Below are 25,602 nucleotides of genomic sequence, written 5' to 3' on the forward strand. Positions count from 1 at the left end.
TGAACATGAAACGGATCAGAATCATTACCGGACATTACGGAAGCGGCAAAAGTGAACTATCGGTGAATATGGTTACTGAACTGAAGAAACAGTATGATAAAGTGGCCATAGTTGACCTTGACATAGCTAATCCTTATTTCAGAAGCCGTGAGAGACAGGATATGATGGAAGACATGGGTATTGAAGTTTTCCACAACTCTTTCGGTTACGATATTACACAGGACTTACCGGCTTTGTCTGCGGCCATCAAAAAGCCTCTTGAGAACAAAGACTATCACACCATAGTTGACGCCGGTGGCGATGACTCGGGAGCAAGGGTTCTGAACCAGTTCAGAAAGTATTTCCTTGCAGATGACTGTGAGATGATATTTGTTATAAATGCAAACAGACCTGAGACCTCTACGGTCTCGGGCTGTCTGCATCATCTTGATGCCATTCAGGTGGAAACCGGCTTAAAGGTGGACGGTATCATCAACAATACTCATTTATTGTCTGAAACGAGTGCAGCAGACATCAAGAAAGGATATAAATTGTGCAAAGAGGTATCCGAATTGCTTGATATTCCGATTATTGGTTCTTACTGCAACGAGAAAATATTAAACAATATCAAAGAAGAAGAACTGGACGGCATAGAAGTAACACCTATACATCTCTTTATGAGACCGTCCTGGCTTCAGTGAAAGGAAGGATCAAATGATTAGATTTGCTTCAAGAATGGAACTGTTAAAGGGTTCTGCTATCAGAGAACTTTTGGCGCTGACAGCTAAACCTGAAATTATTTCTTTTGCCGGCGGTATGCCTGCTCCTGAACTGTTCCCAGTAGAACAGATGGAAAAAGCAGCTAATGCCGTTATGGAAGAAATGGGACAGGCTGCGATGCAGTATTCATCAACAGAAGGATATGTTCCTCTGAGACAGCAGATCGTTGACAGAATGGCTGCAAAGAACAATATCCACACTACAGTTGATAATATCCTCGTTACAAGCGGATCACAGCAGGGTCTGGATTACTCCGGAAGAGTATTCCTGGATAAGGATGATATCGTTCTTATCGAAAGCCCTTCATACCTGGGCGCTCTTAACGCGTTCAAGACATGCGAACCAAGATTCATCGAAGTTCCTACTGATGATGGCGGCATGATCATGGAAGAACTTGAAAAGATCCTTGAAAAGGAAGACAGAGTTAAGATGATTTATGTAATTCCTGACTTCCAGAACCCATCCTCCAGAACTTGGAGCCTGGAAAGAAGACAGAAGTTCATGGAAATCATCAACAAGTATGAAATTCCTGTAATCGAAGATAACCCATATGGTGAACTGAGATTTGAAGGCGAAGCTCAGCCTGCTCTGAAGTCTCTGGATACTAAGGGCCTGGTAGTTTACCTTGGAACATTCTCCAAGATTCTGGCTCCTGGTTACAGACTTGGATGGGTTTGCGCTGATGGCGAAATCCTTGACAAGTACAACTTCATGGCTCAGGCAGCAGCTCTTCAGGCATCCACTATTTCCCAGATGGAAACTGCTAAGTGGATAGAAATGTACGATCTGGACGCTCATGTTGCTAAACTTGTTGAAGTTTACGGCAAGAGAAGAGACCTTATGTACAACACAATGAAAGAAGAGTTCCCACCAGAAGTTAAGTTTGCAAAACCAACTGGCGGACTGTTCCTGTGGGTTGAACTTCCAGAATACATGGACGCTGCAGTTCTTGCTAAGGAAGCTCTTAAGGAAAATGTTGCTTACGTACCTGGCGAAGGATTCTATCCTGATGGAAACACTAAGAACACATTCAGAATGAACTACTCCAACATGCCTGACGACAAGATCGTTGAAGGTGTAAAGAGACTCGCAAAGGTTATAAAAGCGAACATGAAATAAATCCGAATAGGATGTACGTTTTAGGACGGCCTGTTTTTACAGGTCGTTCTATTATTATGCCTTGACAAGTGTTATATACTGTTATATAGTGTTTATATAACAGAAAGGACGCGTCTATGAACATAGTTATAAACAACACATCAATGCAACCTATTTACGAGCAAATAGTGGATCAAGTGAAACAGCTTATTTTAACTGATAGGCTCGCTGAGCACGACCCGTTGCCATCTGTAAGAAGTTTGGCAAAGGATCTTCGCATCAGTGCACTTACTGTTAAAAAAGCTTACGATACTTTGGAAGAAGCCGGATTTATCGTTACAGTTCATGGCAAAGGGAGCTTTGTTGCTTCCACTAATAGAGAACTGGCAAGGGAAGAGGCCTTAAAAGTGACAGAAGATGCTTTTGAGAAGGCAATAATAAAAGCCAGAGCCTGTTCCATGAGCGACGATGAAATCATTGAGCTTGTAAGGCTTTTAATGGAAGGATAAGAATATGCTTAAGGTTAGAGGATTGAAAAAGAATTATGGAGACTTCTGTCTCGATGTGAGCCTTGAAGTAAAAAAAGGCTACATTACTGGGTTAATAGGTCGAAACGGTGCAGGCAAAAGTACACTTTTCAAGGCAATCATGGGACTTGTCAAAATGGACGATGGAGATATAGAAGTCTTTAATGATGAGGGATTTTATAGCGAAATCGAAAAGAAGCGTATGCTTGGTGCCGTCTTTTCGGACAGTGGATTTAGCCAATATTTTAAAGTGAAGGAAATCGCCTCTCTTATGGAGTCTATGTATCCTAAATTTGATAAAAATGGCTTTTTGGAAAGGTGCAAGGCATGGGAACTTCCTTTAAATAAAAGCATTAAAAAGTTTTCAAGCGGAATGATAGCAAAGCTTAAAATAATAGCAGTAACATCTTACGGTGCAAGACTTTTGATTCTAGATGAGCCGACGGCAGGCCTTGATGTGGTGGCAAGAAGGGATATGGCTGACATGATAAGAGAATATATGATGGACGGTGAACGGTCTGTGCTTATAAGTTCTCATATTTCCGGTGATATCGAAGGTCTTTGCGATGATGTATATCTGATAGAAGACGGACAGATTTTGCTTCATGAGGAAACTGATACTATTAGAGACGGATATGGAATATTGAAAATGACATATGATCAGTATGAAAAAATCGATAAAGAATTTTTATTGAAAATCAAAAAAGAAAAAACTGGTGTTATAGCTCTGACCGACAGGCGCAACTACTATGAAGAGAACTATTCCGGTATCGTTATTGAAAGGGGAAATGTAGACGATATTATATCCCTTATGGCAAGAGGTGATGAAAAATGAAAGGACTGTTAAAAAAAGATATGCTTTTCATAAAGCAGCAGGACTTTATGATAGCGATACTACTGGTTGTAGTTGCGGTAATAACGTTAACCAGTGCAACAAAAAATGGAAGCTTCAGTACGGGCTTTATGTGTGGATATCTTGTTATGATAGGTGCAGTCATGGGGCTTATGACGATTTCATACGATGAGGCGGATAATGGATTCATTTATCTTATGACCATGCCATTTACAAGGAAAATGTATGTGACATCGAAATATCTTACATGCTTGTTGGCTGCAGTAGCGGCTTCGGTTATTGCTGTGGTACTTATGATAATCAGTAGCAACATGACAGGAAATCAGACTAATTTGGAAGAAGGAGCGTACACTTTGATTAGTCTCACATGTGCAAGTATGGTGATTGCTTCCATAGGTATTCCGACATATCTTAAATTTGGATCACAAAAAGGTGTATTTGCAGTACTGGTGGCTTGTGTAGTGATTTTCATAGCTTGTTATGCTTTTGCTAAAATATTAAGTTTGTATGATATAGACATAGATGGATTGATTGAGTCTTTGGGAAGTCTGGGGAAAATGTCATTTTCAATTCTATTGCTTGTGGTTACGGGGATAATAGTTCTTATATCTTGGTATCTAGCTCAGAAAGTAATATATAAAAAGGAATTTTAGTTTATCGTTTCGCAACTTATGTGCATATGCTATAATAACAGGCGAAAGCTTATAACTATGTTAAACGAAGGAGTAAGAAATGGAAAGAAGCTTGCCTGTAAGCATACTGTTGACAATTATAACCTGCGGTATATACGGCATCTACTGGTTTATAGTTTTGACCGATGAGGTAAATCAGCATTCAGGTGAAGATGATACTTCCGGCGGTATTGCATTCTTGCTTACACTGGTGACATGCGGCATTTATGGCATATACTGGGCTTATCGTATGGGAATAAAAACAGGTATTATGAAGGAAAAAAGAGGCGGCGGAAGCTCCGATGATAGGATAGTATATTTGATACTTGAATTGTTTGGCCTTGGCATTATCGTATATGCATTGGCACAGAACGAAATAAATAATACTTTGATTTATAAAGAAGCCATGAGAGATATGGGAAGAATGTAAGGCATCTATGACAGAAATAAAAGAGAGAAAGAAAAAAGCGATTATTATATGGGGAGGGGCGATTCTGATGGGAATTGCCGCTTCCTTTGTAATGATAAGGCTAAACTTTTATCTGCCTTGCCCCTTCAGAAGCCTGACCGGCTATCTGTGTCCTGGCTGCGGTGCAACTCGCATGTTTTTAAATCTGTTTCAGCTGGACTTTATCGGGGCATTTAAAAGTAATGGTATGCTGCTTATTTCTCTGCCCTTTATACTGTTTATATTGGCGGAAATGACAGTATCATATGTAAATGACGGAAAACTTACAAATTCAAAGATAAGTGGCAGGATTGCCGTTGCTCTCATAGCGTGTTTTGTGGTTTTCGGCATTTTAAGAAATCTGATTTAAAGGATTATAAGGAGGATAAATATATGAAACTTATGATAGCTTCGGATATACACGGCTCTGCAAAATACTGCAGACAGCTGCTTGAGGCATATGACAGAGAAAAACCGGATAAACTTATAATTTTGGGAGATATACTTTATCACGGTCCGAGAAATGACTTGCCTGAGGAATACGCACCTAAGAAAGTAATAGAAATGCTAAATCCCATGGCGGAAAATCTGCTTTGCGTGAGAGGAAACTGCGATACAGAAGTGGATCAGATGGTTTTGGATTTTCCTGTTTTGGCTGATTATGCTCTTGTTTATGTGGATGGACATACAATGTTTTTAACCCACGGACATGTGTATAATAGAGATAATCTTCCTAAGATAAAAGAGGGTGATATTTTGGTAAATGGACACACCCATGTGCCTGTATTTAAAAAAGAACAATCTTACACCTATGTAAACCCGGGTTCAGTGTCGATTCCAAAGGAAAACAGTGAAAGAAGCTACATTATTTATGAGAAAGAAGCCTTTATTTTCAAGGATTTGAGCGGTCATGAATATGCGCATTATAATTATCTATAATAAATTTTTAAAGTATAGATATAGACTATAGACTGTGTATTTTTTTTGTGAAATAAACTATAATTTATGTATAATTTTTTATGTATATTAAGGAGGGAGAAGTCATGGATCATAAGTTGATATGTGATATTCTTAACAGTGAAATGGTAGTGGCAACAGGCTGTACTGAGCCTGCAGCTATCGCATTGACAGCGGCTACTGCCAGAACTCATTTGGAAGGAAAAGTTAGTAAGGTAAAAGTAAGCGCCAGCGTTAACATGATTAAGAACGCGATGTCTGCAGGCATTCCTGGCACAGAGTACATGGGAATGGACTATGCGGCAGCTCTCGGAGCAACAGGCGGAGATGTTAGCCGTGGACTTCAGGTAGTTGACCACGCAAGCAAGGAAGCAATCGAAGAAGCTGCAGCACTTGTTCACAGCGGCAACGTTGAAATGAGCAAGTCTGAAAACCCAGAAAAACTCTACATTGATGTTACTCTGGAAAGTGAAACAGGTCATACTGCAAGAGCTATAATCGCATCCGCTCACACTAACGTAATCTACGAAGAAAAGGACGGAGAAGTTATCAGCCAGCATGATGTTGGAACTCTTGTAGAAGGTGTACCTGCAGAAAAGATTATCGAAACACTCAGCATCGAAACAATCTACAATTTTGTTAACGAACTTGACCGTGAAAAGGATGACCTTCACATGATCGAAAACGCTATCGCTATCAACTCCAAGATAAGCGAAGTTGGTCTTGAAGGAACATATGGCCTGAATATCGGTAAAAACATTGCAAGAGCAAGAGAAAAGGGATACATCGGAGATGACCTGGTAACAAGAGCTATGGAAGCAACTTCCGCAGGTGCTGATGCCAGAATGGCAGGAGCAAATGTTCCAGTAGTAACAAACTCCGGTTCCGGAAACCAGGGTATTACTGCTACAGTATCCGTACTTTCCGCAGCTAAGACTCTCGGAGCTGACGAAGATAAGACTTTCCGTGCGGTAACTTTAAGTAACCTGATCGGAATTCATATTCACGCACGTTTCGGACTTCTGTCTGCTCTGTGCGGAGCTACAGTTGCAGGAACAGGAGCAGCATGCGGTATCGTATATCTGCTGGGCGGCGGCGTAGAAGAAATGAAATACGCTGTTAACAACATGATGGGCGACGTTACAGGTATGATGTGCGACGGAGCAAAGGCTGACTGTGCTCTTAAGATCAGCACATGCATCAACGCTGCATGTCACTGCGCATTCATGGCTATGGATCATGTATATGTTAAGAACACAGACGGTATCGTTGAAACAGATGCGGAAAAGACTATCATCAACTTTACAGAACTCGGAAACAAGGGTTCTCAGGTGATGGACAATCTCATCCTTGATATTATGCTGAACAAAGAAGGACGTTACTAATACAGCTTACTGATAAGCTAAAACGCTGATTTTTCAGTTGGGGGAGGGGCAATCGTTGCCCTCCCTTTTTTTCGTGTAAAATCACATATATTTAACAATACTTTGGTAGACATGTTAACCATAATGTGGTTTACTAATGGGGATGGAGCAAAGCATTAAACATACTTGTGAAAGGCGGATAAAAGAGATGCTTAAAATTAACAATCTAACCAAACGATACGGAGATAAAAAGGCAGTGGATAATCTTTCTTTGCATATACAGAAAGGTGAAATCTACGGCTTTATCGGTCATAACGGCGCAGGAAAGACGACTACAATAAAATCCTGCTGCGGGATACTTAACTTTGATGAAGGAGATATTTTAGTGGATGGTGTTTCCATTAAAGATGATCCATTATCATGTAAAAAGAAGATTGCATATATTCCGGACAATCCGGATTTATATGAGTTCCTGTCGGGAATCAAATATTTGAATTTTGTAGCCGATGTGTTCGGTGTAAGCAGACAGGACAGAGAAGAGCGCATAAGCAAATATGCCGATATGTTTGAACTTACAAAGGATTTGGCACAGCCGATAAATGCCTATTCCCACGGTATGAAGCAAAAGCTGGCGGTTATTTCGGCTTTGATTCATGATCCTAAGCTTATAATCATGGATGAGCCTTTTGTGGGGCTTGATCCAAAGGCTTCCCATCTTCTCAAGCAGACCATGAGAGAACACTGTGACAGAGGCGGGGCGATATTCTTTTCCACCCATGTGCTGGAAGTTGCCGAAAAGCTCTGTGATAAGGTGGCTATAATCAAGGGCGGTAAGCTTATTACATCGGGCACCATGGAGGAAGTTAAGGGAGATGCTTCTCTGGAACATGTATTCCTGGAATTGGAGGGAGAAAAAGATGCTTAAACTTCTCATTTCCATAAAGATGAAAGCCATGTTTGAGGGGATGTTTGCTTCTTCCAAGACAAAGGGCGGAAAGTCCTCAAAAAAAGAAAAGAGCGGCAAAGGTAAAATGGCTTCATACATTTTCCTTATAATCTTCCTTGTGGTTATCGTAGGCGGTTTGTTTGCTACGATATTTTGGCAGATAGGAAGGCCATTTATAGCTTTAGGTCTAGGTTGGCTGTATTTTGCGATGATGGGTATCTTTGTATTTCTACTGTGCTTTGTGGGAAGCGTATTTGTAACCCAAACGCAGATATACGAATCAAAAGACAATGAACTGTTACTGTCGATGCCTGTTAAGCCTTCGATGATACTGGCTTCTAGGATGATTTCCCTGCTTTTGTTAAACTATGCCTATGAGATGATAATTGCTCTGCCTGCGGGAATAGTTTACGGAGCGCTGGGCGGATTTACCGCAGGTGGCGTCGTTGCGTATATTCTGTGTATATTGCTGCTCCCACTTTTGGCAGTCACTGTATCATCGCTGTTTGGATGGATTGTGGCAGCTATCAGTTCTAAAATGAAAAGCAAGAGAATAGTCAGCATGGCACTTTCTCTGATACTATTTGGACTTTACATGTATGTGTGCATGCAGTGGCAGATGTATGTGCAAAAGCTTATCGAAAATGGACAGGCTGTGGCAGAGGCAATAAAGGGAACGCTGCCGCCGTTTTATCACATGGGCGTTGCTATAAGCGATGGCAATATAATTTCCATGCTGATATTTGCACTGTGGACAATTTTGCCTTTTGCACTTATATATCTGTTCGTTTCAAGGAGCTTTATAAAGATTGCTACAGCCAAGAGAGGCGGTGCGAAGATAGAATACAGAAAGAAGGCCATGAAGGAAAGTGGCATCAAAAAGGCTCTTCTCGTAAACGAAATGAGAAGGCTTGGAAGCAGCAACATGTATATGTTCAATGCGGCTATTGGTCTTGCCTTTATGGTGGGTATTTCCGTGTATCTCGCAATTAAGAGCGGCGATTTTGCTCCGGTAATCGCCATGATAGATCCTACACATATGATGACTGCAGCAATGGGATGTCTGCTTATTATGGCAATGGCTTCCCTTACGATAATATCAGCACCTACGATTTCTCTGGAAGCAAAGACACTGTGGATTTTAAAATCCCTTCCATTGGCAGGAAGAGATGTGCTGTGGGCAAAGGCGATGATGCATATTGTAATAAGCTTGCCATTTGTGCTGGTATCGGCGATTATTTTGGCTGTTACATATGAAATGAATATTGTGGGAATCGCATTAATGATACTGGTGCCGTGCGCTTTTGTGGCGCTTACTGGTATAGCAGGCGTTATAATCAATCTGAAATATCCTAAGTTTAACTGGGTAAATGAATCTGCTGCAGTTAAACAGGGCTTGGCTCCGACTGTGGCCATACTGGTTTCCATGGCTCTTGTGGTGATACCTGTGCTTTTGTATTTCTTTGTTATAAAGGATACTGGGCTTAACATGGAAATTTATATGACATTGGTATTGGTTATATTTGCAGTCCTTACCGTTCTAGCATATAGGTATCTTATGACTGTAGGAGTACGCAAGTTTGAAAAGCTGCAAAGTGAATAGAAAATAAAAGAAATTGAGTTAAAATAAAACACTCGGCTGAATTATAATCCTTAATCATCAGTCGAGTGTTTTTTTCTTAATTAGATTCTTTTTACTAACTGTGTATATAGTTCTTTGGTGAGGGGAACAGGAACATTTAACCTGTCTGCCTCTTTAATTATATAGCCGCTGAACATGTCCAGTTCTGTGGGTTTGCCGTCATGAAAATCCCTTTGAAGGGAAGTTGTTGATGTGGCAGGAAATACATAGCGAAACTTTCTCATAAGCTCATCTATATCCGCCTGTGTAACATTTATGTTTTTCGCTTTTGCTACACTCCATGCCTCATCCATAAGGGTTTCAAACTGTGCGGTTCTTTCAGGATTTTCCCTGATATGGCCTGTGTCGCAGTCATAGTATGCGGTGATGACATTTTGCGAGCAGTTGAGTATATATTTGTTCCATGTTTCAGCCTCTATGTCTGCAGGAATCTGACAGTCGATACCTGCTTCTTTTAAGAAGGCATTGACGATATGAACGGCAGCATTGTGTCTTTCGTCATTTACAATAGTGCCCATATATAATGGGGCGATAGTTCCTACTTGGCTTATGGAGAAGTCCTCATTGGCAAAGGCCGAAATATATATGAGGGAATCCAAAACGATATTCTTTGGAAAGGCCTTGCGTATTTTTTCGGCGTTGTCAACTCCGTTCATTACCGGAACTATGATTGTATTAGCAGCTACCTGTTCCTTTAGCTCATTACAAACCTGTTCCACGGAAAAACCTTTGACGCATATAAAGATAATATCCTGGGCTCCGATATCGGAGGTTTCGGTCACCTTTTCCGGATATGCAGTAAAGCTGCCGTGTATTTCGCTTTTCATAGATATTCCATTTTGAGATAGACTTTCTTTGCGGCTGCCACGGGCTGCCAATGTTATATGCTCATAATGCTTACATAGCATGGCTGCGATGTATCCGCCGACGCCACCGATACCGACAACTGCAGCACGCAGATCATTAAAATTATTATTCATCATCTGAATTCCTTTCTATTGAAGTCTACATTTCACCGATGGCGAGCTTTGCAGCGGTAAGTCCGTGTATGATTGTAGTATCAAAGAGAGGAATGTCTGTATGCTCCTGCTGCATAAGAAGCCCTATTTCGGTGCAACCCAGTATAACTCCTTCGGCGCCTTGTGCCATAAGTTTTTCTGCAATGTGATAAAAGGCATCCTGGGATTCTTTCTTTACTATACCAAAGCCCGTTTCCTCATAAAGAACCTTATCTATAAATTCTCTGTCTGCTTCGTCAGGGATAATCACATCGAGGCCCTTGTCTATGAGGCGCTGCTTGTAAAAATCCTCTTCCATGGTAATGCGCGTACCCATCAGTCCTATGGTTTTGATTCCTTTGGAGAGGATATCATCAGCTGTTGCATCGGCTATATGAAGCAGAGGTGTGCTGACATTGGCTTCCAGGAAAGGAGCGTGCTTGTGCATTGTATTTGAGCAGATAATGTAAAAATCGCAACCGGCAGCTTCGATTTTTTTTGCTCCTTCCAAAAGCACCTGTTCCTGTTCGTCTTTGCGATTTACAAAAACATCCTGAAGATTGACATTTACCAGCACCATTTCAGCGCAGTTATATTCACCGAGCTTTTCGGCTATGTAGTTATTTATGTATTCGTACATTTGCAGTGAGGAGTGCCAGGAAAGTCCTCCTATAAGTCCTATGGTTTTCATGGATTTGTACCTCCTTTTTCCCGTATATGTAAAGTATACAACTTTTGGCGGAGTTTGTACCAGTTAATGTGTGATATAATATAAAATAGATAATAGAAAAGGAGTGATTTGAAATGAAGGAAAGAAACGATATTTTAAAGGCTATGAAGGAAAGACGAAGCATCCGCGGATTTAAGCCGGATATGCCTTCTGAAGAGCTTATAGATGATGTTATTGAAGCGGGTCTTTATGCGGCCAGCGGCATGGGTATGCAGTCTCCGATAATAATAGAAGTAACAGATAAAGAAACAAGAGACAAGCTATCTGCATTAAATGCTGAAATCATGGGTAAGGATATAGATCCATTTTATGGAGCTCCTGTTGTGCTTATCGTTTTGGCAGATAAAAATAGACCTACTTATGTATATGACGGAAGCCTTGTCATGGGTAACATGATGCTTGCAGCTCACAGCCTGGGTCTTGGCAGCTGTTGGATTCACAGAGCCAAGGAGGAATTTGACAGACCGGAAGGAAAGGAAATCCTTAAAAACCTTGGAATAGAAGGTGAATATGAGGGAATAGGCCACTGTGTTATCGGATATGTCAAAGATGAATATCCTAAGGCAGCGCCGAGAAATGAAGGCAGAGTGTATAAGATAAAATAAGTAATTTTGTATATATTGTAAAAGCGACCTTCTTGAGGGTCGCTTTTAATTTGAAAGTATTTTATTACAGCGGCAAATCCTTTTTAGTAAATATAATGGTACCTGTAATATAGAGGACTATGGAAATGGATAGCATTATGATGAAGCTGGGAAGATAACCATTGTCATCAAGAATTTTTTGTGTATCAAATAAAGTGTTAAGGGTAAAATATTTTAAAAAGTCTAGGCTATCTGAAAGCTTGATAATAAGGCTTATGACAAAAAAGTAAAGAGGTATTCCGGCACCAGGTATAAGAGAGTTCTTCGATGTGTTAAAAATACAGGAAGAACAAAAGCAAATGCTACTGATGGTAAGGTGATACAAAAAAACACCTAGATTCATTTTGAGAAATATCTCTATATCCAGTGCATCGGGCTGAAACATATCAGCAAAGAAAATACCAGTGGCGGATACGATTCCCCACATAACAGCTAGAGATAATATAAAATATAATGCACTTGATAAAACTATTTTAAGGCGTGTTACTGGCGTAGATAAAAAACCGGCAAGGTAGCCTTTGTCGATTTTCTCGGCTATGAGGCGATTTCCCACAAGGATTGAATACACCATGGGAAACAATATTGCCATAAGAGCATAAAAGGAATTTGCCATAAAGCCTATCAGAGTACCGTTTCCAGTTAATATATTTTCCAGAAGAGTACCGCTTAATCCTGCTTGAGTATCTGTCATGATGGCAGGTGTAAATACATTTGTCATTACTATGAGGAAAATGCATAAAACAATAGTAAATGCCGCAAGGAATTTCAGATTGGATTTTGTAATGTATTTAAAATAAGGGATGCTTATCATTTTTCGTCACCTCCGTAAAAGCGCATGAAATATTCCTCAAGAGTATGTTTTTCTTCAGTGAAAAATGCAATTTCATATTGAGAAAGTGTGTGTATTAACCGATTGAGTTCACTGTCAGTTATAGAAACGATAGCGAATTTACCGTTTTTATCTATTTCTGAATTGGGATACATGAGTGCAAATGTTGCTATGTCGGATTCTTTATTAAATCCGATTTTGTATGTTTTGTATTGAGCATCTTTCATTTCCTTAACGGTAATCTGGCGTATTAGCCTGCCGTTTCTAATCATAACTACTCTGTCACAAGTTTTTTCAACTTCGTCAAAAATATGTGAGGAAAGCAGTATGGTTTTACCTTTTTCTTTTTCGGATTGTATAAGGTCTATAAATCTGCTCTGCATAAGAGGGTCAAGACCGCTAGTGGGCTCATCTAGGAGCAATATGTCAGGATTATGCATAAAAGCGGCAACGATACCGAGCTTTTGCTTCATACCCTTTGACATTTTTCGTATTTTAATATTGGGATCAAACTCAAATATATTGATTAGAGATTTAGCGAAAGAAAAATCTCTTGTACTGCGCATGCGTGATATGAGATGAAGATATGCGATTCCTGTCATATCATCAGGGAAGCAAATTTCACCGGGAAGATAACCAATCTTTTGTTGTATCTCTTTTTGATTAGACCAACAGTTCATATTACATATGGATGCGCTGCCGGATTGGGGTTTTATGAATCCCATCAGGTGGCGCATTGTAGTGGTTTTACCGGCTCCGTTTGGTCCAAGATAGCCGCATACTTCGCCATGAGTAAGGGAAAGGGTTATATCAAATATGCCCTTTCCATTACCATAGTCTTTTGTAAGATTGTTTATTTCTATGGCTTTCATAACTGGTCTCCTTATTTGGCTTTATAAACAAATGGTAACTGCCATATTTTATGACTTCAATCGACAATAATATGAAAAATGTCCATTTTGTGATAAACTTTTACTCAGAATCGGAGGAAAATATGAAGGGTATTGATACTGAAAAGGAATTTCAAACAGCATTTTGGAAATGTTACGAGAAGGAACCATTGGAAAAGATTTCCGTAGGAAAGCTGTGTCAGAGTGCAGGGTATAACCGTTCGACATTTTACAATCATTTTACTGATATATATGAGTTGCGCGAAAAGTGCGTTGATGAAATGCTAGAACCGGTTAAGGCTAAAATTATGGATATTGAAGATATTAAAATGTTGTTTTACGGCAATGCTGTGGAGTTAATGATTTCTGGTAACTTCCTTAAAAATAATAAACATATAGAAACATTATTTAAGTGGCACGATGAATATATATTGGGAGATAGAATTAAAAACAATTTAATGATGTGCGTGATGACTCACCATAAAGAAACAATATCCGATATGGAAAAACTAGAAATAGTTCTTGATTACCAACTCTCAGGTGCTTTAGGAGTAATAAGAAATTGGTACAATAAAGGAAAGCATTCAGAAGGAGATATGCTTAAGGAAATATTTGAAATTGCTTCAAAGGGAGTTTTTAATGCATTAAGAGAAATCTTAAAATAGAATAAAAATATATACTTATAGAAAAACAGCGACCGAGGATAAAAGGCCGCTGTTTTTATATGGAAACAAGTTATTTGGGGAATATTTTATTTAATATATTTCTTTTTAAGAAGTGCCGCACAGCCTGCACCACCTGCAACGAGCAGAGTCAAAGCAGCTGCCATGGCAAAGTCGTCGGAAGTCTTTACAGGATCACTTTCGGAATCCTTGTTAGAACCCTTGTCAGAATCCATTGCTTCATCGTTTGTTGATTCAGAGGTTGCAGCGTGTTGAATAAATATTTAATGTGAATAGATATCATCTGTTAATTATGGGCAAAAGGCCGGTTTCGTGATAAAATATATATATCTGAATAAAGAGGAGGAAATAAGATGAGCTCAAAAGTGTATTTTGCAGATATGCATGTCAAAATGGGAGACAGCATACTCGATAAATTTAAAAGATTGATTATTAAAGCCGGAATCGACGAAATCGATTTTCAGGATAAATTTGTAGCGGTAAAGGTGCATTTCGGAGAAGTTGGCAACATGGCTTTTCTGCGTCAGCAGTATGCTAAGGTTCTGTGCGACCACATTAAGGAAAAGGGAGGCAAGCCTTTCTTGACAGACTCAAACACTCTTTATGTGGGATACAGAAACAACGCTCTCAATCATCTGGATGCGGCATATATGAACGGCTACAATCCTCTTTCCACAGGGGTGCATACAATTATTGCCGATGGTCTTAGAGGAACCGATGAAAGAGCTATTCCTGTTGAAGGCGGAGAATATGTAAAGGAAGCCAAGATAGGTGCAGCCATCGCGGAAGCGGATATCGTAATTGCCCTTTCTCACTTCAAGGGCCATATCAATGCCGGATTTGGCGGATGCCTTAAGAACATCGGTATGGGAAGCGGATCAAAGCAGGGTAAGATGGAAATGCACAGCAGCGGAACACCTAGAATTTCAAAGAGCAGATGTATCGGATGCGGAATGTGCGTTAAGAACTGTGCCAACGATGGTGTCCATGTAATCGACGGTAAAGCTGTTATCGATGAAGAGCACTGCCTTGGATGCGGTTTCTGTATCGCATACTGTCCTAAGGAAGCTATCATGACAAAGTGGGATGAGGCTAAGCCGGTAATGAATAAGAAAATTGCCGAATACACCAAGGCAGTAATCGACGGAAAGCCATCATTTAATATCAACATGCTGATAGATGTTTCTCCGCAGTGCGACTGCGATAGCTGCAATGATGTGCCTATTATTCCTGATGTAGGAATGTTCGCTTCCTTTGATCCAGTTGCCATTGACCAGGCATGTGTAGATGCTGCAAACAGACAGCCTGTTATTGAAGGTAGTGCAGCCGATGTGGAAGAGCACGACCATGACCACGATCACGACCATGTTCACGATTTGTTCAAGGTTGTACACCCTGACACCGACTGGGAAGCAGGACTTATACATGCAGAAAAGCTCGGTATCGGCACAAGAGAATATGAGCTGGTGACAGTTGAATAGGATTATCAAAGTAATAGAGCCCGCGACAATGTTCGTGGGCTTTTATTGTATCGGCAAAAAACAAAAAATGATATTACTTTGCAGTTATAGATTTATTGCCGATAATATGATATGCTATTTCATAATGAAAGATATCTTTTAAATTGGAAGGAAATTGATATATGAGATATATTTCGGTAAGAGAAATGGCTAAAAAATGGAATATGTCAGAACGAAGTGTAAGAAACTATTGCACTCAAGGACGAGTACAAGGTGCCATTTTAAAAGGAAAGACTTGGAGTATTCCGGAAAACGCAGAAAAGCCGGAGCGTTTAAATAAGAAAAAGGAATCACAAATTACTTTACTTGATATTTTGCAGGATCAAAAAAAGAATAAGTATTCTGGTGGTATTTATCATAAAACACAGATTGACTTGACATACAATTCAAATCATATAGAAGGAAGTCGTCTGACATATGACCAGACAAGATATATATTTGAAACCAATACTATTGGTGTTGAAAATGAAGTTTTGAATGTAAATGATATTATTGAAACGGTAAATCATTTTCGCTGTGTTGATGTGATTATTGATAATGCAAAAGCTACATTAACAGAAAAACTTATAAAGGAGCTGCATCTTATTTTGAAAACCGGCACTAGCGATGCGGGTAAGGCTTGGTTTTCTGTTGGTGATTATAAAAAACTACCTAATGAGGTCGGAGGGATGGAAACGGCTTTGCCAGAAGAAGTCAATGATAAGATGAAAAGATTGCTGTCTGAGTATAACAGCAAGAAAGGAAAAACTTTGGAGGACATTCTTGAATTTCATGTAAGATTTGAGCATATACATCCTTTCCAAGATGGTAATGGCCGTGTGGGAAGATTGATTATGTTTAAGGAATGTCTAAAATATAATATCGTGCCCTTTATTATTGATGACGACTTAAAGATTTTTTACTATCGTGGCTTAAAGGAGTGGAATCAAGAAAGAGGATATCTAATTGATACTTGTCTTGCGGCGCAGGATAAATATAAGGCATATTTGGATTATTTTAGGATTGATTATTGATAAAAGCGAGGAATTTGAAGGATGAAAAAAATACTGTTCATATGCCACGGCAATATTTTATATCATCTTTTAAATCTTGAAAAAACAATGTTTGCGTGATTTGTAAAAATGATTTATACCTAATTTATACCTATACGTTATTACTAAGTAGGAAGACCGTCATTATATTAATTTAAGGAAGAGTTTCTAGAGCGAAACTCTTTTTTTTATATAAAAAAGACTATCTCTACAGCGGTCGAGGGTACAAGTCCTCAACCTACAAATATTGATAGTCTTTATTTCTGATCAGTGTCGCTCGGGCTACAATTGCCGTCAGAGTTAACCAGATATTTTGAAGCATAGCCACTCCGACACCTGTACAAGCCGGCGTCCGTATGTCCGAAACGACTAGTGGGACTGCTTCTTTTTTAGTAGAAGCTGGCGGCGGAGCCGCCCAGGCTTTTAAGGGCCTAACTTCTACTAACATTATTCTATTGAAATGATTAGATAGTGTCAAGTATATTGATTTGAACTTAAAGTATAAAAAATAGTAGCAAAAAGGTTCAACCCGGTGACCTTGCAAGCAAGACCGCTCCGAGCCAATTTGCTACTATTATATGTACCTTTTCGATACAGGAAAAAATCTGACTTGACGTACAGTAGAAAGCCTTTAAATATATGGAAAAACGCTTGTTTTTGTGGTATGATTTAGGTTAATGAAAAAAACAGGCATTTTACAGAAAGGTACACATTTTGGAAAGTGCCGTTTGAGATAACACAGGAGGAAACATCATGGTTCACACAGATTTGAAATTTTTTACGAATGAGCCGGAAAGAGATTTATACAGTCGCTTTGCTGCCATTCTGAAAAGCAATACACAATTTTTTGATGTTCTTGTTGGTTATTTCAGAGCCAGCGGCTTTTTCAAAATGTACGAAGCTCTGGAACAAGTAGAGAGAATCAGAATACTGGTTGGTCTTAATGTGGATAGATATACAGTTAAAATTATTGACCGTGTAAATAATGAAGCACAATATGCTGCTATTTCAACTACTGATGGAAAAGAAATTATCGCAAGTGAAATCGAAAAAGAATTTGAAACAGCAACAAGCTCCGCACAGGTGGAAAAAGGTGTCCGTGTTTTCATGGATTGGCTGAAATCTGGAAAACTGGAAATGCGTATGTACACTGAAGCACCGATTCATGCAAAGGTTTATATCATGCGAAAGGATCAGGAGAAAGTACCGGACACATTTGGAAGTGTGATTACTGGTTCCAGTAACTTTTCTGAAGCCGGTTTGGTAAATAACCTTGAATTTAATGTGGAATTGAAAGACTACGCAGATGTCAAGTTTGCACTTGATAAATTTGAAGAACTATGGGCGCAGGGTACAGATATTCGTGACACTTATATCGAAGCCGTAGAACAGCACACTTGGATGAGGGATGATATTACCCCTTATCAGCTGTATTTGAAAACACTATATGAATTCTTCAAAGAAGAAATCAATGCAGACAAAGAGAATTTTGAAACATTGCTTCCAGAAGGATATATGCGCTTACAGTATCAGATTGATGCTGTAACACAGGCGAGACAGAAACTGGATGCGTATAATGGCGTATTTATTTCAGACGTTGTAGGTCTTGGTAAAACTTATATCTGCGCCATGCTTGCAAACAGTTTCAACAGAAATGCGTATAAGCTGATTGTGTGTCCGCCTGTATTGGTCGATTACTGGAGAAGTGTTTTGCAGGAATTTGATGTTGCCCGCTGTGATGTGGAATCTCTTGGTAAGTTAGACAAGATTATTGCAAGAGGGACTGATAAATACTCTTATGTGTTTGTTGACGAGGCGCATCGTTTCCGTAACAGCGGCACCGAGGCATTTACAGAATTGCATCAGATTTGTCGTGGGAAAAAGGTTATTTTAATTTCTGCAACACCTATTAACAATTATACCAGTGATGTGGAAAATCAGATTTATCTGTTCCAGGCAAAGCAGAGTGGCACGATTAACGGTATTAAAAATATCGAAGGCTTTTTCCGTGGCTTAAATGCAAAACTTGCGAAGAAACCAAAGGGTTCGGCTGCATATATGGAACAGCTTCGAGAGAATTCGGAAATTATTCGTGACAAGCTGATTCGTGAAGTTATGATTCGTCGTACCAGAAGTGAAATTCAGCAATATTATGCAGATGATCTTGCAAAACAGGGATTGACATTCCCGAAAGCAGGTAGTCCGGAGAAAATCATTTATTCCTTTGACGAGGAAACGGATGATGCGTTCTCCCAGACTATCAATATCATCAAGGATTTTAAATATGCCCGTTATACACCTTTGTTGTACCTGAAAGATAAAAAGAAGTATGCAACTATGCTTGCTGCACAGCGTAACATGGGCGGATTTATGAAAGGTATCCTTGTAAAACGTCTGGAAAGCAGTTTTTATGCGTTCCGTAAGACTTTGGAGCGTTTCATTGAATCCTATGAAAAATTCATTGAAATGTCCAAGACTGGAAAAATTTATATCAGCAAGAAAGTAAATGTGTACGACCTTTTGGATGATGGCAATACACAGAAGCTGATGTATCTGATTGAACAACAGGATGTCATGGAATTTGAAACAAAGGAATTTTCTTCCCAGTTCTTCCGTGATTTGCAGACAGATTTGGCACAGTTGAAGTCTATGCAGTTTATCTGGTCGTTGATTGGCAATGATCCGAAACTGAACGAGTTTAAGCGAAATCTTACAACAAATCCGCTGATGAAAGGAAAAAAGGCAATTGTCTTTACTGAATCTACGGAAACAGCACAGTATCTGTATGAAGAATTAAAAGAAATTTACGGAGAACGAATTATCTATTTCAGTGGTCAGAGCGGTGCAGCATTGAAAGTTGAAATTGAAGATAGTTTTAATCCGAAATTTAAGAATAAAAACAACGATAAGTATGACCTTCTTATTACTACGGATGTATTGGCAGAAGGTATCAACCTGCATCGTGCGAATGTTCTTGTGAACTATGATCTTCCTTGGAACCCAACTCGCATCATGCAGCGTGTCGGTCGTATCAATCGTGTTGGTACAGAGTACGACCGAATTTATGTATTTAACTTCTTTCCGACTGCACAGAGTAAGAAGCAGATGCCATTAGAAGAACGTATTCTGGAAAAATTGCAGGCTTTCCACGATACACTTGGTGAGGACTTCAAATATCTGTCTGATGATGAAGAAGTATCTTCCAAAAAGCTGTTCTCGGATTTGACATCCGATTTGGATGGAGAGGAAGAAAGTACCAACCCTGAGTTGGCTTATCTGGCTATTATCCGCCAGATTCGTGATAATGACCCGAAACTGTTTTCGATGATTAAGCGTTTGCCAAAAAAAGCAAAGGCAGGTAAGTCTTCTGAAAAGCTATCAGAAGATTCTACAGTTACTTTTATCCGTCAGGGCGCATTAAAAACATTTTTTGTCAGCTCTGAAGCTGAGACTAAACAACTGTCCTTTATGCAGGCGATTGATTTGATTAAGGCAGAACCGGATGATGCAAAAGTCAGTGTTTCAAGTAAGTTTTATGAACACTTCGACAGTAACAGCACTGCTTTTGACCAGATGCTTGTGGCAGAGGAAGAAGTGTCTACAGAAAAAGTAATGGTTGCCGGCAATGATGCAAAAATTATTCGTTTGCTGAAAGCAATGAAAACAGAGCCACGTCTTACTGATTATCAGGAGCAGACGATTGAGAAGTTGATAGCACTTTGGGAAAACGGTGAGATTCCGGCAAAGGTTTCGAAGGATGTCATGAAAAAGAGCAAAGTTGTTGGAGATGTTCTGGAACTTTACTATGAAATCCTGAAATTAGTACCTCCAACTTACTTTGAGGAACGCAAGAGCCAGAAAACACAGGTGGATGGGGAAAAGCAGATTGTTCTCTCCTGCTATCTGAAAACGGGAGGTACACGATAAATGAATGCTGTTGTTAAAAAGATAGAAACAATACTGAAAAGTCCGTATGATACAAAAAATTATGTGGATTTGATTCGAGAAATATTTCCGAAAGTAAGCATGGTGTCACCGGACAAGTTCAGAAAAGAATTTACGAATTTTTCATCCCATATTGAAGGTTCTATTCATGTGGGTAATTATAAAACGCCAGACAAAAAGAATATCATTATCATGGCAGTGCAGCTGAAAAATGCGGGGTACGTTGAAAATTCCAGAAGCACTCAGCGTAGCTATGCCAAAAAACTGATTGAAAATGCTAATGCAGACGCTGCGTTCATTGCTTTCTATACGGAAGGTGAGCCGAAATGGAGATTGTCGTTTGTTCGTCTTGATTATGAAATGAAAATCGAGAACGGACGTCTGAAGACAACAGAAAATCTGACTCCGGCAAAGAGATATTCTTATCTTGTGGGTGAAAATGAGCCTTGCCATACAGCGATCAGCCGATTTGAACGATTTATCATTGACAGTATGTCAAATCCGGAACATCCTACACTGGATGATCTTGAAAATGCGTTCAGTGTTGAAAAGGTTACAGATGAGTTTTTCAAACTGTATTGCGAGAAATTCCATCAGCTGCGTGAAAAGCTGGAAGAAAATGAAGATTTCCGCATTGAAGCAGAACAGCATAATTTTACTTCTGCACAGTTTGCCAAGAAGCTGATGGGGCAGATTGTATTCCTGTATTTCTTACAGAAGAAAGGTTGGCTGGGTGTAGGTGCATGGCCTAACACTTTGACCGAAAAAGAATACAAGAATGCTTATTATGCCCGTGGAGCAAAATCAAGAGAACTGATTCCGATGGTATATCGCCCTGTTGGGGATGGTACATATCGTGTTTCCAGTGCTGGATTAAACAGTATCAGTGATGAGGACGAAGCAGTTCTTGCGATGTGCGTAAAGGGTAAGCCTTGGGGCAGTGGGCCTCACAATTTCATGCGTAAACTGTTTGAAATTGCAGAAAAGAAGAACCAGAATTTTTTTGATGAATTACTGGAACCACTATTCTATGATGCATTGAATGTAAACCGTGGAGAACAGGGGTATTGTCCTGCTCTGCACTGCAGAATTCCATTCCTGTCCGGCGGTCTGTTTGAGCCGATTGACGGGTATGATTGGGAACACAATAATTTCAATATTCCGAACGAAGTGTTTTCCAATGCTGCGACCAAAGGTCGTGAAGCAGATGGCATTCTGGATATTTTCGACAGATACAACTTTACTATAAGCGAAGATGAGCCGATGGAACGTGAGGTAGCTATCGACCCTGAAATGTTGGGTAAAGTATTTGAAAATCTGTTGGAGGTAAATGATAGAAAATCCAAAGGTGCTTTCTATACACCTCGTGAAATCGTACATTATATGTGTCAAGAAAGTTTGATCAACTATTTGACCAATACTTTGCATATGGATGAAACTGATATCAGAGAGTTCATTTTATATGGGGATTATATGCGTGAACAAGATACAGAAAAGACCATTCGTGTATATGATGAATTTGGTACATCTCATATGGAATTTGATTTCAATAAAGAACTATTGATTTCCGGAAAAATTTTATCATTCAAAGAACAAGTAAATCGTTTAAAAGAACTGGATGATGCTCTTAAGAACGTTCGAGTTGCAGATCCTGCGGTAGGTTCTGGTGCATTCCCTCTTGGTATGCTGAATGAGATTGTTCGTGCAAGACAGAATATTTCTGCTTACATGGCAATCACAATGAATCAATACGATGCCAGACTGATGTATCAGATGGAACGTTCACCGCACAGATTGAAATATGAAACCATCAAGAACTGTATCTTTGCAGTTGATATTGAACCATCTGCGGTAGATATTGCACAACTTCGTTTATGGTTATCATTGGTAATTGATGATGAAATAAATCCAGACGCACAGAGCTGGGATGACGGTCATAGAAATCCGTTGCCGCTTCCAAACTTGGAAAGCAATATTCTTTGTGGCAACAGCTTGATTGATGAGTTTGAGGGAACAAGACTGGTTAAAGAAAGTGAATTGTTTGGTGACAGTACTTATCAGCTGGATATGAACCATCCTCGTTTTGAATCTATTGTCAGTGCATTGATTGATAAACAGAATGAGTTGTTTCGTTGCGATAATACGGAAAAGAAAAAACAACTGAAAGACGAAATTGAATCTCTGAGAGATATGGTTATTATATCACAGTTGGAAGGATGTGGTTCTGATAAAATTCAGAGATATAATGAGAGCAAGCATATGGTATCCAAACCGTATGTTCTCTGGCAGTTGGATTTTGCAAGAGTGTTCCGTGAAAAAGGAGGCTTTGATATTGTAATTGGAAATCCGCCGTATGGAGCAAAATTTTCTACTAAAGAGAAAAAAGTTTTATCTCGTATTTACGAGAAGTCTGATGTTCCGGATTATGAATCAGCGGATTTTTTTATCGAGGTAGGATATAAACTTTCAAAAACAAATGGAATATTATCTTATATTATCCCCAATATGTTTATGGCAAATGTTTTTGCTGAAAAATATAGAAAACATTTGATGAATGATTGGTGCTTGAAAGAAATAGATAATCTTTCAGAAATAGATGTATTTGAAAGTGCAAAGGTTCGAAATTGTATTGTATTTTTTATTAAGCAAGAAGAATGGAATGATTCAATTTTTACAAAGCTCACAGTAGAAAATTTGAATGTAAAAGTTTTAAAGAAAAAAACACTTCACGTTCAAGTACTCACTGAAAATATAAATAACTGGTTAAACTTGATTGAAAAAGATGAAATTGCTATTGCGATAGCAAAAAAAATAGAAAATGAATCTATTTCATTAGGAGAAATATCAGATATATCACAGGGATTAATACCATACGATAAGTATAGAGGACATTCTGAGGAAATAATTAAAAACAAAATTTGGAATGCTGATTATCAGAAGGATGACACATACAGAAGAGAATTAAGAGGTAAAGATGTAGATAGATATAAATTACAGTGGAATGGAAAAGATTGGATTAGCTATGGAGATTGGTTAGCAGCACCTCGAAAACCAGAATTTTTCAGATGTCCACGAATTTTGGTTCGTGAAATCACAAATCCAAGAGTTCTTGCGACTTATACAGAAGAGGAGTATTACAATACACCGTCTATTATCAATTGTATTGATTTTAAGATTGATATATATTATGTGCTTGGAATATTGAATTCAGAACTGATGTCATTTTATCATAATATTACATCTCCAAAGGCTACCAAAGGATTGTTTCCTAAGATATTGGTGAATGATGTAAGAAAAATTCCTATTAGGCTTTCAGAACAAACTTTGCTAACACAATTAGTTGAGAAAGTAAAAAGCATGTTGGATAATCCAAATGTGGAAATTGATAAACAGATTGATGAAATAGTATATGAAATCTATAAAATAGATGAAAAAGAAAGAGAGTATATAAATAATTGGTTCAAAGAAAGGCAGAAAAAATAATCAAATGATCAAGCCAAAGGCGATCAACCGTAAAAAGTTGGTCGCTTTTGTTTTGCTCATTTGCAAAGATAAATTGACATGGCAATTTATAAATCGAGTATGCAGGTACCGGCATACAAGAGCAGGTGATGATAGATCACAGAATATGTGAAGTGTTATCGCCTGAAATTTTCTCAGAAGGCTCTGGTGGAGCGTTCTTAGAAAACGGAGAAGCTGTGAGAACCAACTGGCCAGTGGTTTGAAACAGGCTGTCCGGCAGGAGTACAGAGGGCGCAGCTCTTTGTGCAAGGGTAAAGGGGATGCAATGTCCCTGTGCGGGTCAAGGGCGGCAGCCTTGCCCAGTCAGTGGCGTTTCGCCACTTAGTACTGGGTATTACCTGCGCATAAATGAAGCAGGACAGCAGCAAAAGCTGCTTCGATTTCCTTGACAACACTCAAAAAGAAATGGAGGAAAAGCCTTTGAGGTTGACACGACACAATGGTCGTTCCGGTAAAAATGGTGCTTACAATCCAAAGCATAATGACCGTAGGTTTGATTTGGAAAACAGTGAACACATTGATGCGGAACGAGCCAACAGAAATATTTATTGGGACTGTTATCGTGGTATCACAACTTCCGATAACCGTAATGCAGATGCCGAACAGGATTTTTCTTTTGAAAAAGTTGAGCAGATGTATTACACCGCCCAATATGGCGATTTCATTTTCTTTCAGAATGAGAGAAATATAAAGAACAGACATCCGGAGAGAAACAGAACCGTGGAGGACTTGCTGAAAAATAAAAAGACCTGTCCGGAAGAAACTATCTATCAAATTGGTACGATTGAAGAATCCGTACCACCGGAAATTCTGTTGCAGATTGCAAATGATTTCTTTGGAGAAATGGAAAGCAGGTTTGGCACTCACGTTCATATTCTGAACTGGGCATTGCATCTGGATGAGGGAACACCACACATTCAGGAACGCCATGTATTTGATTGTAAAAATCAATACGGCGAGCTTTGTCCCCAACAGGAAAAGGCATTGGAGGAATTGGGAATACCACTTCCCGATCCAACCAAACCGAAGGGCAGACACAACAATCGCAAGCAGACTTTTGATGCTATGTGCAGAGAAATGTTGTTTGAGATTTGGGAACGCTATGGTTTGCATCTGGATCGTGAGCCAATCTACGGTGGAAAAGCCTATCTGGAGAAAAATGATTTTTTCATCGAGAAGCAAAAGCAGGTCATGGAAGAAAAGGAACAGGCACTTTCAGAAATAACAATGAAGTTGGAGGATGCAGAATCTTTGGTGGAAGAAATTGCAGATACCGCTTATGAGAAAGCCTGTGAAGTGATTGCGGAAACTGTTTTTGCAGAAACCCAGAAACAGGATTTAGAGGTTGTGGCGAATTATCAGAAGTGGATTACGGGAGAAAGCAATGTTTCGGCTGATAAAAAATCTGTTATCAGTAAATCTCTGGATGCCCTGCAGAACAAAATGAAGAAAACGGCGGACAAGCTGTGCCAATGCTTCTTTGCAAAGGCAGGGCTTTTATAACAGAAATACTTTTTTTATAAAAATAGTTGTATCTTATTTTTT

The 25,602-nt window shown here is 39.2% G+C and carries 23 protein-coding genes; 18 read left to right on the forward strand and 5 right to left on the reverse strand.

The annotated features are described in order from the left end of the window. Positions 1 to 5: 5 nt before the first annotated feature. The 11 genes from INF20_RS04275 to INF20_RS04325 all read left to right on the forward strand — a co-directional run bounded on the left by INF20_RS04275 (position 6) and on the right by INF20_RS04325 (position 9,226). Entirely contained in the window at positions 6 to 680 is a 675-nt protein-coding gene (locus INF20_RS04275) for an ATP-binding protein (RefSeq protein ID WP_226385141.1), read from the forward strand. Between the two features lie 13 nt (positions 681 to 693). Further along, positions 694 to 1,878 (forward strand): aminotransferase-like domain-containing protein, encoded by a 1,185-nt coding sequence (locus tag INF20_RS04280; protein WP_226385142.1) that lies wholly within the window; start codon positions 694 to 696, stop codon positions 1,876 to 1,878. A gap of 116 nt (positions 1,879 to 1,994) precedes the next feature. Then, positions 1,995 to 2,366 (forward strand): GntR family transcriptional regulator, encoded by a 372-nt coding sequence (locus INF20_RS04285; protein WP_226385143.1) that lies wholly within the window; start codon positions 1,995 to 1,997, stop codon positions 2,364 to 2,366. Between the two features lie 4 nt (positions 2,367 to 2,370). Continuing rightward, complete coding sequence (locus tag INF20_RS04290; protein ID WP_226385144.1) at positions 2,371 to 3,219, forward strand: ATP-binding cassette domain-containing protein; 849 nt, start codon at positions 2,371 to 2,373, stop codon at positions 3,217 to 3,219. After that, entirely contained in the window at positions 3,216 to 3,890 is a 675-nt protein-coding gene (locus tag INF20_RS04295; protein ID WP_226385145.1) for an ABC-2 transporter permease, read from the forward strand. The genes INF20_RS04290 and INF20_RS04295 overlap by 4 nt, the downstream gene beginning before the upstream one ends. 79 nt (positions 3,891 to 3,969) lie before the next feature. Next, entirely contained in the window at positions 3,970 to 4,338 is a 369-nt protein-coding gene (locus INF20_RS04300; protein WP_226385146.1) for a DUF4234 domain-containing protein, read from the forward strand. A 7-nt stretch (positions 4,339 to 4,345) separates the two neighbouring features. Then, positions 4,346 to 4,726, forward strand: coding sequence for a DUF2752 domain-containing protein (locus tag INF20_RS04305; protein WP_226385147.1), 381 nt, complete (start codon positions 4,346 to 4,348; stop codon positions 4,724 to 4,726). A gap of 23 nt (positions 4,727 to 4,749) precedes the next feature. Next, positions 4,750 to 5,295, forward strand: a complete 546-nt coding sequence (gene yfcE / locus INF20_RS04310; RefSeq protein ID WP_226385148.1) for a phosphodiesterase — start codon at positions 4,750 to 4,752, stop codon at positions 5,293 to 5,295. Positions 5,296 to 5,399: 104 nt separating this feature from the next. Beyond that, the gene (locus INF20_RS04315) at positions 5,400 to 6,698 is read left to right on the forward strand and encodes an L-cysteine desulfidase family protein (RefSeq protein WP_226385149.1); all 1,299 of its coding nucleotides are present in this window, start codon (positions 5,400 to 5,402) and stop codon (positions 6,696 to 6,698) included. A gap of 187 nt (positions 6,699 to 6,885) precedes the next feature. Then, positions 6,886 to 7,602: an ABC transporter ATP-binding protein gene (locus INF20_RS04320; RefSeq protein WP_226385150.1), complete on the forward strand. Its 717-nt coding sequence runs from the start codon at positions 6,886 to 6,888 to the stop codon at positions 7,600 to 7,602. After that, positions 7,595 to 9,226: a putative ABC transporter permease subunit gene (locus INF20_RS04325; protein ID WP_226385151.1), complete on the forward strand. Its 1,632-nt coding sequence runs from the start codon at positions 7,595 to 7,597 to the stop codon at positions 9,224 to 9,226. Before INF20_RS04320 ends, INF20_RS04325 begins: the two co-directional genes overlap by 8 nt. An 80-nt stretch (positions 9,227 to 9,306) precedes the next feature. Here the strand turns inward: INF20_RS04325 and INF20_RS04330 are convergent, their stop codons facing one another. Together INF20_RS04330 and INF20_RS04335 are read right to left on the reverse strand one after the other, a co-directional pair. Then, positions 9,307 to 10,248 (reverse strand): ketopantoate reductase family protein, encoded by a 942-nt coding sequence (locus INF20_RS04330; protein WP_226385152.1) that lies wholly within the window; start codon positions 10,246 to 10,248, stop codon positions 9,307 to 9,309. Between the two features lie 22 nt (positions 10,249 to 10,270). Next, positions 10,271 to 10,954, reverse strand: coding sequence for an aspartate/glutamate racemase family protein (locus INF20_RS04335; RefSeq protein WP_226385153.1), 684 nt, complete (start codon positions 10,952 to 10,954; stop codon positions 10,271 to 10,273). A 113-nt stretch (positions 10,955 to 11,067) separates the two neighbouring features. On the opposite strand from INF20_RS04335, the gene INF20_RS04340 reads away from it, so the two are divergent. After that, the gene (locus tag INF20_RS04340; protein WP_226385154.1) at positions 11,068 to 11,598 is read left to right on the forward strand and encodes a nitroreductase; all 531 of its coding nucleotides are present in this window, start codon (positions 11,068 to 11,070) and stop codon (positions 11,596 to 11,598) included. Between the two features lie 64 nt (positions 11,599 to 11,662). On the opposite strand, the gene INF20_RS04345 is transcribed toward INF20_RS04340, so the two are convergent. Both INF20_RS04345 and INF20_RS04350 read right to left on the reverse strand, forming a co-directional pair. Next, positions 11,663 to 12,448, reverse strand: coding sequence for an ABC transporter permease subunit (locus INF20_RS04345; protein ID WP_226385155.1), 786 nt, complete (start codon positions 12,446 to 12,448; stop codon positions 11,663 to 11,665). Then, positions 12,445 to 13,338 (reverse strand): ABC transporter ATP-binding protein, encoded by an 894-nt coding sequence (locus tag INF20_RS04350; RefSeq protein WP_226385156.1) that lies wholly within the window; start codon positions 13,336 to 13,338, stop codon positions 12,445 to 12,447. Before INF20_RS04350 ends, INF20_RS04345 begins: the two co-directional genes overlap by 4 nt. 122 nt (positions 13,339 to 13,460) lie before the next feature. Here INF20_RS04350 and INF20_RS04355 point away from each other — a divergent pair, with 122 nt between their 5' ends. Then, on the forward strand, positions 13,461 to 14,021 hold the full coding sequence (locus INF20_RS04355) for a TetR/AcrR family transcriptional regulator (RefSeq protein ID WP_226385157.1): 561 nt from the start codon (positions 13,461 to 13,463) through the stop codon (positions 14,019 to 14,021). Between the two features lie 86 nt (positions 14,022 to 14,107). Here INF20_RS04355 and INF20_RS04360 read toward each other — a convergent pair whose 3' ends face one another. Further along, the gene (locus INF20_RS04360) at positions 14,108 to 14,254 is read right to left on the reverse strand and encodes a hypothetical protein (RefSeq protein ID WP_226385158.1); all 147 of its coding nucleotides are present in this window, start codon (positions 14,252 to 14,254) and stop codon (positions 14,108 to 14,110) included. Positions 14,255 to 14,392: 138 nt separating this feature from the next. On the opposite strand from INF20_RS04360, the gene INF20_RS04365 reads away from it, so the two are divergent. The 5 genes from INF20_RS04365 (at position 14,393) to INF20_RS04385 (ending at position 25,560) form a co-directional block, all read left to right on the forward strand. Next, positions 14,393 to 15,520, forward strand: coding sequence for a DUF362 domain-containing protein (locus INF20_RS04365; RefSeq protein WP_226385159.1), 1,128 nt, complete (start codon positions 14,393 to 14,395; stop codon positions 15,518 to 15,520). A gap of 161 nt (positions 15,521 to 15,681) precedes the next feature. Then, positions 15,682 to 16,572, forward strand: a complete 891-nt coding sequence (locus tag INF20_RS04370) for a Fic family protein (protein ID WP_226385160.1) — start codon at positions 15,682 to 15,684, stop codon at positions 16,570 to 16,572. 771 nt (positions 16,573 to 17,343) lie between these two features. Continuing rightward, a complete protein-coding gene (locus INF20_RS04375; RefSeq protein WP_226385161.1) occupies positions 17,344 to 20,517 on the forward strand; it encodes a helicase-related protein in 3,174 nt (1,057 codons plus the stop codon). Next, the gene (locus INF20_RS04380) at positions 20,518 to 24,018 is read left to right on the forward strand and encodes an Eco57I restriction-modification methylase domain-containing protein (protein WP_226385162.1); all 3,501 of its coding nucleotides are present in this window, start codon (positions 20,518 to 20,520) and stop codon (positions 24,016 to 24,018) included. 459 nt (positions 24,019 to 24,477) lie between these two features. Further along, positions 24,478 to 25,560 carry a plasmid recombination protein gene (locus INF20_RS04385; protein ID WP_226385163.1) on the forward strand — a complete coding sequence of 361 codons (1,083 nt, stop codon included), beginning with the start codon at positions 24,478 to 24,480 and terminating at the stop codon, positions 25,558 to 25,560. Positions 25,561 to 25,602: the final 42 nt, after the last annotated feature.

This window comes from Gallibacter intestinalis (genome assembly GCF_014982745.1).
Classification (GTDB): Bacteria; Bacillota; Clostridia; order Peptostreptococcales; family Anaerovoracaceae; genus Gallibacter; species Gallibacter intestinalis.